Source organism: Enterobacter sp. Res13-Sevr-PEC09-46 (genome assembly GCF_015672585.1).
GTDB classification, from domain to species: Bacteria; Pseudomonadota; Gammaproteobacteria; order Enterobacterales; family Enterobacteriaceae; genus Enterobacter; species Enterobacter hormaechei_C.
The window spans coordinates 275,791-288,245 of record NZ_JADABR010000018.1 but is presented as its reverse complement, the minus strand read 5'-3'; the positions used below and the strand labels follow the sequence as shown (position 1 = coordinate 288,245).

General features: G+C 55.7%; 13 protein-coding genes and 1 other annotated feature. Of the genes, 3 read left to right on the top strand and 10 right to left on the bottom strand.

Features of this window, described 5'->3' with window-relative positions:
* Positions 1 to 65: 65 nt before the first annotated feature.
* From thrC to yjjY, 6 genes are all read right to left on the bottom strand, one after another.
* Complete coding sequence (thrC, locus tag IMQ56_RS13035; RefSeq protein ID WP_017694545.1) at positions 66 to 1,352, bottom strand: threonine synthase; 1,287 nt, start codon at positions 1,350 to 1,352, stop codon at positions 66 to 68.
* 3 nt (positions 1,353 to 1,355) lie between these two features.
* Positions 1,356 to 2,285 (bottom strand): homoserine kinase, encoded by a 930-nt coding sequence (gene thrB / locus IMQ56_RS13030; RefSeq protein WP_022650380.1) that lies wholly within the window; start codon positions 2,283 to 2,285, stop codon positions 1,356 to 1,358.
* Position 2,286: 1 nt separating this feature from the next.
* Positions 2,287 to 4,749, bottom strand: coding sequence for a bifunctional aspartate kinase/homoserine dehydrogenase I (thrA, locus tag IMQ56_RS13025; protein ID WP_023295899.1), 2,463 nt, complete (start codon positions 4,747 to 4,749; stop codon positions 2,287 to 2,289).
* Positions 4,750 to 4,773: 24 nt separating this feature from the next.
* Positions 4,774 to 4,891: a sequence feature (Thr leader region), on the bottom strand.
* Positions 4,830 to 4,898: a thr operon leader peptide gene (gene thrL, locus IMQ56_RS13020; RefSeq protein WP_015572623.1), complete on the bottom strand. Its 69-nt coding sequence runs from the start codon at positions 4,896 to 4,898 to the stop codon at positions 4,830 to 4,832. Its footprint overlaps the feature before it by 62 nt.
* Positions 4,899 to 5,109: 211 nt before the next feature.
* A complete protein-coding gene (locus IMQ56_RS13015) occupies positions 5,110 to 5,796 on the bottom strand; it encodes a tRNA/rRNA methyltransferase (RefSeq protein WP_196064048.1) in 687 nt (228 codons plus the stop codon).
* A 399-nt stretch (positions 5,797 to 6,195) separates the two neighbouring features.
* Entirely contained in the window at positions 6,196 to 6,336 is a 141-nt protein-coding gene (gene yjjY, locus IMQ56_RS13010; protein ID WP_001541509.1) for a protein YjjY, read from the bottom strand.
* Between the two features lie 95 nt (positions 6,337 to 6,431).
* On the opposite strand from yjjY, the gene arcA reads away from it, so the two are divergent.
* Positions 6,432 to 7,148 (top strand): two-component system response regulator ArcA, encoded by a 717-nt coding sequence (gene arcA, locus IMQ56_RS13005; RefSeq protein WP_003856501.1) that lies wholly within the window; start codon positions 6,432 to 6,434, stop codon positions 7,146 to 7,148.
* Positions 7,149 to 7,196: 48 nt separating this feature from the next.
* Here the strand turns inward: arcA and creA are convergent, their stop codons facing one another.
* The gene (gene creA, locus IMQ56_RS13000) at positions 7,197 to 7,667 is read right to left on the bottom strand and encodes a protein CreA (RefSeq protein ID WP_032103047.1); all 471 of its coding nucleotides are present in this window, start codon (positions 7,665 to 7,667) and stop codon (positions 7,197 to 7,199) included.
* Between the two features lie 214 nt (positions 7,668 to 7,881).
* Here creA and robA point away from each other — a divergent pair, with 214 nt between their 5' ends.
* Positions 7,882 to 8,751, top strand: a complete 870-nt coding sequence (robA, locus tag IMQ56_RS12995) for an MDR efflux pump AcrAB transcriptional activator RobA (protein ID WP_015572620.1) — start codon at positions 7,882 to 7,884, stop codon at positions 8,749 to 8,751.
* Here the strand turns inward: robA and gpmB are convergent.
* Positions 8,748 to 9,395, bottom strand: a complete 648-nt coding sequence (gpmB, locus tag IMQ56_RS12990) for a 2,3-diphosphoglycerate-dependent phosphoglycerate mutase GpmB (RefSeq protein ID WP_006810187.1) — start codon at positions 9,393 to 9,395, stop codon at positions 8,748 to 8,750. The two genes, robA and gpmB, sit on opposite strands and share 4 nt — an antisense overlap.
* A 48-nt stretch (positions 9,396 to 9,443) precedes the next feature.
* Between gpmB and yjjX the strand changes: the two genes are divergently transcribed.
* Positions 9,444 to 9,959, top strand: coding sequence for an inosine/xanthosine triphosphatase (gene yjjX / locus IMQ56_RS12985; RefSeq protein ID WP_015572619.1), 516 nt, complete (start codon positions 9,444 to 9,446; stop codon positions 9,957 to 9,959).
* A gap of 27 nt (positions 9,960 to 9,986) precedes the next feature.
* On the opposite strand, the gene trpR is transcribed toward yjjX, so the two are convergent.
* On the bottom strand, positions 9,987 to 10,316 hold the full coding sequence (gene trpR / locus IMQ56_RS12980; RefSeq protein ID WP_003856511.1) for a trp operon repressor: 330 nt from the start codon (positions 10,314 to 10,316) through the stop codon (positions 9,987 to 9,989).
* Positions 10,317 to 10,371: 55 nt separating this feature from the next.
* Positions 10,372 to 12,309 (bottom strand): murein transglycosylase, encoded by a 1,938-nt coding sequence (sltY, locus tag IMQ56_RS12975; RefSeq protein ID WP_017694548.1) that lies wholly within the window; start codon positions 12,307 to 12,309, stop codon positions 10,372 to 10,374.
* Positions 12,310 to 12,455 lie beyond the last annotated feature (146 nt).

Here is a 12,455-nt window from a genome sequence, read left to right as displayed (position 1 = left end):
TTACCCGGCCTACGTTCTGAGCCGTTGTAGGCCCGGTAAGGCGTAGCCGCCACCGGGCAGCACAATCACGCTCGGGCCATCATCAGCTTACGCAGCGCGGCAAAGTCTGCGGGCAGCTCATGAGACAGCAGCGGCAGGTCGGCGCGATCGGCCAGCTCTTTTGGCAGCGGCAGCGTTTCCCCCAAGATCGCTTCCACGCTCTCTTTGAACTTGGCCGGATGGGCGGTGCCGAGGAACAGGCCATACTCACCCGGTTGAAGCTGATCGCGCAGGGCACGATAGGCAATCGCCGCGTGCGGCTCAGAGGTATAGCCCACCGCTTTCAGCTCGCGCATGGTGGCTTTAGTGGTTTCGTCCGTCACCGCTGCGTAACCCAGATCGCCCAGACGCCAGACCTTACGGCGGAACAGCTCTTCCACACGCGGCCAGTTGTTAGGCTGTGACACATCCATCGCATTGGAGAGCGTGGCCTGAGTCGCGTTCGGCGCCCATTTTCCGTCCTTCAGGAAACGCGGCACGGTGTCGTTGGCGTTGGTGGCGGCGATAAAGCGCTTCACCGGCAGGCCGAGTGATTTCGCCAGCAGGCCTGCCGTCAGGTCGCCGAAGTTCCCACTTGGCACGGAAACCACCAGCTGATTGCGCGCGTCCTGCGGCAGCTGCGCCACCGCTTCGAAGTAGTAGCAGATCTGCGCCAGAAGACGGCTGATGTTGATGGAGTTGGCAGAGTTCAGCCCCAGCGCCGCCTTCAGCTCTTCGTCATCGAAGGCCTGCTTCACTAGCGCCTGACAGGCATCGAAATCGCCGTCGATCGCCACGGTTTCAATGTTGCCCCCAAGGGTGCAGAACAGTTTTTCCTGAAGCGGGCTGATTTTGCCTTTCGGATAGAGGATCACCACGCGGACGTTTTTCAGGCCGTAGAACGCATGGGCCACCGCCGCCCCGGTATCGCCTGAAGTCGCGGTAAGAATGGTCACCGGTTTGTCGCCGCTGATGTGGGTCAGCATCTGCGCCATAAAGCGACCGCCGAAATCTTTGAACGCCAGCGTCGGACCGTGGAACAGCTCCAGACAACCAACGTCAGGCTCCACCTGCTTCACCGGCGCCGGGAAAGCAAACGCCGCACGCACGCGTTCTTCGAGCAGCTCCTGCGGGATTTCGTCGCCGATAAAGGCAGACAGAATTTTGGTGCTGCGGGTGACAAAGTCCTGCTTCAGCAGCTCATCGATTTCGGTCAGCTGAAATTCCGGCAGGTCGTGGGGGAAGAACAGCCCCTGATTTTTGCCAAGCCCCTGCGTTACCGCCTGCGCGAAGCTGACCTGCTCGTTATGATCTTTAAGGTTGTAGAGTTTCATTCGTTATCCCAGTACTCGTGCGCCAGCCGTGTCCAGACGGCAAATATGAACAAAGCCTTCCTGATTTTGCAGGTAGTGTTTAGAGAGCCAGTCCGCCACGCGCTGCGCGGTGTCTGGCTTGTCGCATAAGGCGAACAGCGTCGGGCCGGAGCCGGAGATGCCGCACGCCTGTGCGCCGATATCCATGGATGCCTGTCGCGCTTCGTTAAAGCCCGGCAGCAGCTTCGTGCGATACGGCTCGGCAATGACGTCTTTCATCAGTTTTGCCGCCAGCTGCGGCTGACGGGTGTAGCAGGCGTGAATAAAGCCCGCCAGATGACGCCCGTGGGCGATACAGTCCTGACGACGATACTGCGCCGGCAGGATCGCACGCGCTTCGGCGGTAGACACTTTAATGCCCGGATAGGCCAGCACCCACAGCCACTCATCAAACCCTGGCACCTGCTGGCTGATGATGCCATTTTCTTCAATCATCAGCTGCATGCCGCCAAGGAAGCACGGCGCCACGTTATCATAATGAATGCTGCCGGAGATGCGCCCTTCCAGCTCGCCCATCAGCGCCAGCAGACGGCTGTTGTTCAGCGGCTTGCCGCAATGCTCATTCATCGCCACCAGCGCGGCGACCACCGAGCAGGCGCTCGAGCCCAGCCCCGAACCAATCGGCATGCTCTTTTCCAGCGTCATGGCGACCGGCACGTTTTTGCCGATCTCCTGACAGAAGCGTTCCCAGCACTGATAAACGATATTCTCGCGCGGTTCAGACGGCAGCTTACTGGCGAAGCGGCCGATGTTATTCAGGCTGAAGCGCTCTGCCGCCTCAACCGTAACCGTATCGCCCAGCAGCGAACCGTCCACCGGCGTGACCGCCGCGCCCAGCACGTCAAATCCGACGCTCATATTGGCGCTGGAAGCCGGGGCATATACTTTAACCATCTTAAACTCCTAACTTCCATGACAGGGTACGCAGCAGATCGGCAAACACGCCTGCCGCCGTCACATCATTCCCTGCGCCATAGCCGCGAAGCACCAGCGGCAGTGGCTGATAATAATGGCTGTAGAACGCCAGGGCGTTCTCGCCGTTTTTCACCTTGTACAGCGGATCGTTGCCATCCACTTCGGCAATCTTCACCCGGCAGACGCCGTCTTCTTCAATGTTGCCAACATAGCGCAATACCTTACCTTCATCACGGGCTTTCGCAACGCGTGCGGCAAAGGCGTCGTCAAGCTGCGGCAACCTGGCCATAAAGGCGCTGACGTCACCGCTGTCATCAAATTCTGCTGGCAGCACCGGCTCAATCACGATATCCGAAAGCTCCAGCTCGCGGCCAGTTTCGCGCGCCAGGATCAGCAGCTTACGCGCCACGTCCATGCCGGAGAGGTCGTCGCGCGGATCCGGCTCGGTGTAGCCCAGCTCGCGCGCGGCGCGGGTGGCTTCCGACAAGCTCATCCCTTCGTCCAGCTTGCCGAAGATAAACGACAGGGAGCCGGAGAGGATGCCGGAGAAACGCTGTAGTTCGTCGCCCGCGTTGAGCAGGTTTTGCAGGTTCTCGATGACCGGCAGGCCCGCGCCCACGTTGGTGTCATACAGAAACTTACGGCGCGACTTACTCGCCGCCAGCCGCAGCTGGTGATAGTAATCCATCGACGAGGTGTTGGCCTTTTTGTTTGGCGTCACCACGTGGAAACCTTCGCGCAGGAAGTCGGCGTACTGATCGGCCACCGCCTGGCTGGAGGTACAGTCAACAATCACCGGGTTAAGCAGGTGATATTCTTTCACCAGGCGGATCAGGCGGCCCAGGTTAAATGGCTCTTTCGCCTCTTCCAGCTCCGCCTGCCAGTTTTCCAGATTCAGACCGTGGACGTTAGTCAGCAACGCTTTCGAGTTCGCAATGCCGCAGACGCGCAGATCGATATGTTTCTTCTTAAGCCACTCCTGCTGGCGCTTCACCTGCTCCAGCAGCGCGCCACCGACACCACCGACGCCCACCAGGAACAGCTCAATCACCTGGTCGGTGTTGAACAGCATCTGATGCACCACGCGCACGCCGGTAGTGGCGTCATCGTTATCCACGACAACGGAAATGGAACGCTCTGATGAGCCCTGGGCAATCGCCACGATATTGATATTAGCCCGGGCCAGCGCGGCAAAGAATTTGGCGGAGATACCGCGCAGGGTGCGCATGCCGTCGCCGACCACAGAGATAATCGCCAGACGTTCCTGAATCGAGAGCGGCTCCAGCAGCTCTTCTTTCAGCTCCAGATAGAACTCTTCTTCCAGCGCGCGACGGGCACGCAGGCAATCACCCTGCGGAACGCAGAAGCTGATGCTGTATTCGGAAGAAGACTGCGTGATCAGCACCACGGAGATCCCGTTGCGGGACATAGCGGCAAAGACGCGTGCCGCCATGCCGACCATGCCCTTCATCCCCGGGCCGGAGACGCTGAACATCGCCATATTGTTGAGGTTGGAGATGCCTTTCACCGGCAGGTCATCTTCATCCGCGCTGGCGCCAATCAGCGTGCCCGGCGCCTGGGGGTTACCGGTATTCTTAATCAGGCAAGGGATTTGGAACTGGGCAATCGGGGAGATGGTACGCGGGTGAAGAACTTTAGCGCCGAAGTAGGATAGCTCCATCGCTTCCTGGTACGACATCGACTTCAGCAGCCTGGCGTCCGGTACCTGGCGCGGATCGCAGGTATAAACGCCGTCGACGTCAGTCCAGATCTCACAACAGTCTGCGCGTAAACAGGCCGCCAGCACGGCAGCGGAGTAGTCAGAGCCGTTACGCCCCAGCACCACCAGTTCGCCCTTCTCGTTACCGGCGGTAAAGCCTGCCATCAGGATCATATGGTCAGACGGGATTTTGCTCGCCGCAATACGGCGTGTCGACTCGGCAATGTCGACGGTGGATTCAAGGTAGTGGCCCACAGCCAGCAGTTTTTCAACCGGATCGATGACCGTCACGTGGTGACCGCGCGCTTCCAGCACGCCTGCCATGATGGCGATAGAGAGTTTTTCACCCCGGCAAATCAGCGCCGCGTTGATGCTGTCCGGACACTGACCAAGCAGGCTGATACCGTGAAGAACGTGTTTAATCTGGGCAAATTCAAGTTCAACGGTGCTTTTCAGCTGCGCCAGCGGGAAACCAGGCTGGGCGTCGGCCAGCCCCTGAAGCAGATCGGCAAAGATACGCTCGGCGTCGCTGATGTTCGGTAGTGCATCCTGACCACCGATGGTTTTTTCAATCATCGCCACCAGGTGGTTCGTGATTTTGGCCGGGGCAGAGAGCACGGTGGCAACCTGCCCCTGCCTGGCGTTGCTTTCCAGGATATCGGCAACACGCAGAAAACGTTCTGCATTTGCCACTGACGTACCGCCGAACTTCAACACTCGCATGGTTCTACCTCATTTCCTTTAGCCGAAAAAAAAGCCCGCACTGTTCAGGTGCGGGCTTTTTTCTGTTTTTCCTGTACGCGTCAGCCCGCATCGTTACCTGTGGTAATGATGATGGTTGTAGTAATGGTGGTGATGCTGATGCGTTTCATGGATGTTGTGTACTCTGTCATTATTATCTGTCTGTGCTCTATTCTTTTAGGGTTAAAGGATCGAGCCCCTTAAGTCAATGAATTTTTAATTCGATCACAATTCGGGACATTCTCACGTCCCGCTGCGGGCAGATTTATTTTCATCGGAATACCCCAGATGCAACCCCAGACATCAGCAGGATCGGCCATAATAAAAACCTATGACACTATTTTACTCGGCTAATTTTTTTTCAATATCATGAAGCAATCGGTGCAGCATTGCCGTGTCGCGCTGCTCAAGACGCCCCAGGCGCTGCTGTAACCAGTCCACCATTTTTTGATCGTCAGCGACGCCCAACTGCTCAAGAAGGTTACCTGCACGAACACGCAGTGCCGCCAGCTGGTTTTCATCCGAAACTGTCACCGGTGGCTGAGAAATTTGTATTAAGGATGCTAATTGATAGCAATAGACCATCACCGCCTGCCCCAGATTGAGTGACGGATAATCCGCCACCATCGGCGCGCCCGTCAGCACGTCAGCCAGCTCCAGCTCTTCGTTAGTCAGCCCGGAATCTTCTCGCCCAAACACCAGCGCGGCTTTCTCCAGCCACTGGCTTTTCTCTTCCAGCATCGGCACCAGTTCAGCAGGCGTGGCGTAATAGTGAAACTTCGCCCGGCTGCGCGCGGTCGTCGCGACGGTAAACGAAATATCGTGGAGTGCGTCGGCGAGCGTAGCGTAAGTGGTTATATTATCGAGAATATCACCCGAACCGTGCGCCACCCAGCGCGCAGCAGGCTCCAGATGCGCCGTGCTGTCCACAATACGCAAATCGGTAAAACCCATAGTCTTCATGGCACGCGCCGCAGCGCCAATATTTTCAGCTCTTGCTGGTGCCACCAGCACAATCGACAGATGCATTTACGCTCTCTTTTTAATCAGTTAGCAGGTAAAAATGTGATTCAGTTCAACATATTACGCAGCACGAATTTACAATTTTGCAACACAAATCACCGAAATAGCGTTTCATAACAATTAAAAAAAGCTAAACTATTTTGTGGCTGAACAATCAGTTAGAATGTTAACAGAAGTCCATTATCCTTATGTTTTGTAATGATAATGACCATATGAATACTCTTTTCTGATTGGATTCGTACCGTTTATCAATCAATGTCCGCAACTAGTTGGTTTATTGAAAAATTGTGACAAAGGCTAGCATTCAGCTACGATGATTTCATCAAACTGTTAACGTGCTACAATTGAACTTGATATATGTCAACGAAGCGTAGTTTTATTGGGTGTCCGGTGTCACTTAGCCTGTTATGTTGCTGTTAAAATGGTTAGGATGACAGCCGTTTTTGACACTGTCGGGTCCAAAGGGAAAGTACCCACGACCAAGCTAATGATGTTGTTGACGTTGATGGAAAGTGCATCAAGAACGCAATTACGTACTTTAGTCACGTTAAGCCGATCATGTTAATTTGCGACATGCATCAGGCAGGTCAGGGACTTTTGTACTTCCTGTTTCGATTTAGTTGGCAATTTAGGTAGCAAACATGCAGACCCCGCACATTCTTATCGTTGAAGACGAGTTGGTAACACGCAACACGTTAAAGAGCATTTTCGAAGCAGAAGGCTACGATGTCTTTGAAGCGACCGATGGCGCAGAGATGCATCAGATCCTTTCTGAAAATGATATCAACCTGGTGATTATGGATATCAACCTGCCGGGCAAAAACGGGCTTCTTCTGGCGCGCGAACTGCGTGAACAGGCGAACGTCGCGTTGATGTTCCTGACGGGCCGTGACAACGAGGTTGATAAAATTCTTGGTCTGGAAATCGGCGCGGATGACTACATCACCAAGCCGTTCAACCCTCGCGAGTTAACCATTCGTGCACGCAACCTGCTGTCCCGCACCATGAATCTGGGTACGGTAAGTGAAGAGCGTCGTAGCGTCGACAGCTACAAATTCAACGGCTGGGAACTTGATATCAATAGCCGTTCGCTGATTAGCCCGAACGGTGAGCAGTACAAACTGCCGCGCAGTGAATTCCGCGCGATGCTGCACTTCTGCGAGAACCCGGGCAAGATTCAGTCCCGTGCAGAACTGCTGAAGAAAATGACCGGTCGTGAGTTGAAGCCACACGATCGTACCGTTGACGTAACCATCCGTCGTATTCGTAAGCACTTCGAATCTACGCCGGATACGCCGGAAATCATCGCCACGATCCATGGTGAAGGCTATCGTTTCTGCGGTGACCTCCAGGAGTAATTCTCCCGTCACGCAGTAAAAAACGGCGCATTTGCGCCGTTTTTTTTATCAGTGCCACGGCATAATCGGTACCGCGCTTATCGCGTTTTTCGGTGAGCCGTCCACGACTTTGTCGGAATAAGCCAGATAAGCCAGGGTGTTACGCTTCGCGTCATAAAAACGGACCACCTGTAGCTTTTTGAACACCAGCGAGGTCCGTTTCTGGAATACGACGTCGCCCTGCGCTTTGCCGTTTTTGATTTTATCACTCAATTCCACCGGGCCAACCTGCTGGCAGGAGATGGCCGCGTCAGACGTGTCTTCAGCCAGCCCCAGGCCGCCTTTAATCCCGCCGGTCTTTGCCCGGCTGACATAGCAGGTGACGTTTTTAACGTCCGGATCGTCAAAGGCTTCCACCACAATTTTGTGGTCCGGCCCAAACATTTTAAACACAGTATCCACGGAGCCAATTTGCTCCGCCTGTGCCACGCGCCCTGCCATCAGCGCCAGTGCTGTAAAGACTAAAACCTTGTATTTCATATTGTTACCATTCATAAAAATTACGCTGAGCGATTATTCAACAGGTTAGATAAAAATGTAGCAAGATCACAGGATTAGAATATATCCGCACATAAATCACTACAAAAAGCATTTATGCGCAAAAAAAACACTGAATGCTAAAACGTCAAAAAATGCTATTATCCGCTAACCTGTAAACAGGCACCTGCGGCAGTTTTAAGGATGAGGATAGTATATGGATCAGGCTGGAATTATTCGCGACCTGCTCACCTGGCTGGAAGGTCATCTCGACCAGCCTTTGTCACTGGATAATGTGGCGGCAAAAGCAGGCTATTCCAAGTGGCATCTGCAAAGGATGTTCAAGGATGTCACCGGTCATGCTATCGGTGCCTATATTCGCGCACGTCGTTTATCAAAGTCTGCTGTCGCGTTGCGCCTGACCGCGCGACCAATCCTGGATATTGCCCTGCAATATCGCTTCGATTCACAGCAAACCTTCACCCGTGCCTTTAAAAAACAGTTCTCGTTAACGCCAGCACTTTATCGCCGCTCGCCGGACTGGAGCTCCTTTGGTATGCGTCCGCCGCTGCGTCTGGGCGAGTTTGCGATGCCAAAATATGAAATCATCACCCTGCCGGAAACGCACCTGGTCGGCACCACGCAGAGCTACTCCTGTTCCCTGGAGCAGATCTCCGAGTTCCGCCATCAGATGCGCGTTCAGTTCTGGCGCGAATTTTTAAGCCATGCTCCGGCGCTCCCGCCGATTCTGTATGGCCTGAACGAAACGCATCCCAGCCAGGAAAAAGACGACGAGCAGGAGGTGTTCTATACCACGGCGCTGACGCCTGACATGGCGAACGGTTACATTCATGGCTCGAAGCCTGTCGTGCTGGAAGGCGGCGAGTATGTGATGTTCTCATACGAAGGTTTAGGAACGGGCGTTCAGGAGTTCATCCTGACCGTTTACGGGACCTGCATGCCGATGCTGAATCTGAATCGCCGTAAAGGTCAGGACATTGAGCGCTACTATCCGGCGCAAGATGCTAAACCGGAAGAAGGCCCTATCAATCTGCGTATGGAATTCCTGATTCCGGTACGTCGTTAACGCTGCAATTCGTCCAGTGCAGGGGCATCAAGATGCGAAATGTCCCCTGCCATCTCAACCACCCACCCCGATGCCAGCCAGGCACTTTCCTGATAGTCGATACGGGAAATGGAGCAGTTGCGCAGACGCAAACGGCGCTCGGCGTAAGCCGGCAGTCCCAGAATGGTGCTCACCAGGCAACCCAGCGCGATACCGTGGCTTACCAGCAGCGGTCGGCTACCTGCCGGGAGTTTCAGGCACTCGGCCAGCGCGGCATGCATGCGCACGCTCAGCTCCTGCATGGATTCCCCTTCAGGGATGCGACCATCTTCAGTGCCGTTCACCAGCGTGCGGCGCCAGCCTTCTTCGGTTTCCGTCAGCGTATCGATAGGACGTTTTTCCAGCACGCCCATATCCAGCTCGCGCAGACGCGGTTCGAGGGTCACGTCGCAGCCACAGGCATCGGCGATGATGCGTGCCGTCTGCTGCGTGCGGCCTAAATCACTGGAGATGACGTGAGTGATACCCAGCGTTCTGGCGCGCTCCGCCACCTGCCATGCTTGCTGCACACCTTTGTCGGTGAGAGGACTATCTGACTGGCCTTGAATACGTCGCTCGGCGTTCCACTGCGTTTCACCGTGGCGAACAAGGTATACCTGTAACATGCTTTTTTTCCGTTATACTGCGATGAATTTTTTAAATCGAGCTTAATTATGCACCATGTTGTCTCTGCTACCACCAATCCTGCCAAAATTCAGGCAATTCTAAGGGCATTTGAAGAGATCTTCGGCGAAGGATCCTGCCATATTGACGCCGTCGGCGTCGAGAGCGGTGTGCCGGAACAGCCGTTTGGCAGCGAGGAAACACGCGCTGGCGCACGAAATCGCGTGGCTAATGCAAAAGCCGCCGCGCCAGACGCTGACTTCTGGGTCGCGATTGAAGCAGGTATCGACGAAGGGGCGACCTTCAGCTGGGTTGTCATCGAAAGCCGTGAGCAGCGCGGCGAAGCGCGTTCTGCCACGCTGCCGCTGCCGGAGGTCATACTGGAGAAAGTCCGCGCGGGTGAGGCGCTGGGGCCGGTAATGTCGCACTACACCGGCATTGATGAAATTGGTCGTAAAGAGGGGGCGATTGGCGTCTTTACGGGTGGCAAGCTTACGCGTTCAGGCGTTTACCACCAGGCCGTTATTCTGGCGTTAAGTCCGTTTCATAACGCGATTTATCGTTAAGTTTGCAGGCCGGATAAGGCGAAGCCGTCATCCGGCGTTTTTCAGCAATACGGCTTCCAGCCACTGACGCAGTTCAACCGGCGCCGACTTCAGGCTGTTTGAACCCCGGGTGATGGTCGCGATACCCGCGCCCAGCTCGTTTTTCAGCTCGCGCTGGCTCATTTCGCCGCGCAGCAGTTCCTCAATAATGCGTACCCGTGTACCCAGCGCTTCACGTTCGTCTGGCGTCAGCATCAGCTGTAGCAACGGTAAATGCAGATCTTTGTCGTAAGACTGGCGGAGCAACTCCACAAAACGAAGCCACTCCTGATGACGCTGTTCGGCCATGGCCGAGGAATACGGGGAATGCTGGGTCATGTTATGCTGCCTCTTGTACTCATTAGCGAGTACAGCATAACACAACCCGCGCCGATCAGTAACGTCTCTGCCACTCGGCATCGCTCATCAGGGTATCTTTCTGCCCCATGAAGTAGCGATAGTAGGCGTCATAGGCCAGCACGTTCTTCACATAGCCGCGCGTTTCCGAGAACGGAATGCTCTCGACAAACGCCACGGCGTCGATACGCCCTGCGCTGTTGCCAAGCCATGTCCGCACGCGGCCAGGCCCGGCGTTGTACGCCGCTGACGCGAAGATACGGTTATTACCGAACTGCTGATAGACGTACTGCAAGTAGCTGGTACCGATGTTGATGTTAGTCTCCGGATCCAGCAGCTGGGACGGGCTGCTGTAGCCTGGAATATTAAACATCTTCACCGTGTGCGTCGCGGTACCCGGCATAATCTGCATCAGGCCGCTGGCACCCACCGGAGAACGCACTTTCGGGTTCCAGGCGCTCTCCTGACGGGCAATGGCCATCGCGTAGCTTTGCGGAATATCTTTGCCGCTGGTGTAGCGATCGAACAGATCCTTATAAGCCAGCGGGAAACGCTCTTCGAGATGATCCCACAGTTTGCCGGCGATCGTCGCCTGCACGCTCAGATCCCACCAGCGATTATCAAATGCATAGCGGGCAAGCTGCGCTTTCTCATCGGTGGTACGGCTGGTGACCAGATTCGCCCATTCGCTGCGCGCGGTATTATCCAGATTCCAGTACATCAGCTCGCGCACGCGCGCCATTTCCGGCCCCTGCGTCAGCGCCGGGTTCGCGTTGGCTGGCGCTTTGTCGATCTTCAGGGTGTACTCCTCGCCCAGACGCTGCGCCGCCGCCATCGGGTAGAATCCGCGCTGCTGCATCAGGGAGTGGAGGATCTCTTTGGCTTCATCTTCACGACCACGTTCGAGCAGCATGTCCGCCTGCCAGTAACGCCATTCATCTTTCTCTTTGGCATCCATCGGCAGACGCGCCAGCCAGGTATTGAGGCCACGACGATCGCCCGTTCCCAGCGCCATGCGCACGCGACGCTCCACCAGCGAGACAGAGTTTGAACGCATCACCGCATCATCACGCCAGCGCGCCTGTTCGTCGGTGACATCTGTCCCCATCAGTCGCCATGCCACGATATCGCGCAGCTCCTGAGTTTGATCGTCATTAAGCTGCTGGGCCTGCACCAGCTGCGGGATCATCAGCCGGGCGTTTTCCACATCATCACGCGCCACGCTGGCAAAGGCCACCGCCGCCATCTGGCGGGTAAAATCGGTCGCGCCGGTAGTACGCGCAAACGTCAGCACGGTATTGGGATCGTTTGCCAGACTGATAACGGCAGACGCAATAGTCTGATAATCTGCGGGCATCTGGCCCGCCAGCACAGTGACCAGCCGGGTGTTTCCGGCCTTCATCGCCAGGCGAATACGTTCCAGGTAAGAGAGCGGATCCTGCTTGCCCGAGGCGCGCCAGGCGCTGAACAGCGGGTCACAGGCGTTTGGCTGGCTTTTGCCCGTCAGCCACAGCTCTTTCGCGCCGGTCCAGGCTTCCTCCTGCTGACCGGTCGCCCATTTCGCATAATAGTAATTACACTGCGCTTCCGTCGCGCCCGGTTTATCCGGGCTGAAGGCCAGCAGGCCGCGCCAGTCTTCGCGACGGGCCAGCTCGTTCACAAACCGGGACTTCAGGGTGCGCGCAGGCGGCAGGGTCGGGTTCGCCTGAATGAAGTTATTCACGGTGACGGTCGGTTGATTCATGAGATCGTCCGTGATCTGACGATACTCAAGATACGGATACAGCGGATAATCCTTCAGCGTCGGCATCAGCGCCTGCACGGTATCCATCTGCTTGTTGTCCCATGCCTGTTTAATCTGGGCATAGCGGTTACGTTGTTCATCCAGTGAATCGGCATGCACCGCCTGGCTTACCGCCATTACGCATACGCTGGCAGCCAGCAGACGCCAGACCACCCGTTTGGCTTTTTCCACAAGCTCTTCCTCATTGTTTTTCGTCAGTTGCAGCGTCTTGCCACGTCAAAGTTACATCAACTTATGCTAACCAGGCATCCCACAACGCGCCACGTCATGGACACTTTTTTACCTTTCTTGCGCGTTTTAACACTCCCGACGTTCCT

Coding starts and splice junctions, on each gene's coding strand:
- arcA (WP_003856501.1), top strand. CDS start 6,432: ATGCAGACCCCGCACATTCTTATCGTTGAAGACGAGTTGGTAACACGC.
- gpmB (WP_006810187.1), bottom strand. CDS start 9,395: ATGTTACAGGTATACCTTGTTCGCCACGGTGAAACGCAGTGGAACGCC.
- thrA (WP_023295899.1), bottom strand. CDS start 4,749: ATGCGAGTGTTGAAGTTCGGCGGTACGTCAGTGGCAAATGCAGAACGT.
- IMQ56_RS13015 (WP_196064048.1), bottom strand. CDS start 5,796: ATGCATCTGTCGATTGTGCTGGTGGCACCAGCAAGAGCTGAAAATATT.
- yjjX (WP_015572619.1), top strand. CDS start 9,444: ATGCACCATGTTGTCTCTGCTACCACCAATCCTGCCAAAATTCAGGCA.
- robA (WP_015572620.1), top strand. CDS start 7,882: ATGGATCAGGCTGGAATTATTCGCGACCTGCTCACCTGGCTGGAAGGT.
- thrC (WP_017694545.1), bottom strand. CDS start 1,352: ATGAAACTCTACAACCTTAAAGATCATAACGAGCAGGTCAGCTTCGCG.
- trpR (WP_003856511.1), bottom strand. CDS start 10,316: ATGACCCAGCATTCCCCGTATTCCTCGGCCATGGCCGAACAGCGTCAT.
- creA (WP_032103047.1), bottom strand. CDS start 7,667: ATGAAATACAAGGTTTTAGTCTTTACAGCACTGGCGCTGATGGCAGGG.
- thrB (WP_022650380.1), bottom strand. CDS start 2,285: ATGGTTAAAGTATATGCCCCGGCTTCCAGCGCCAATATGAGCGTCGGA.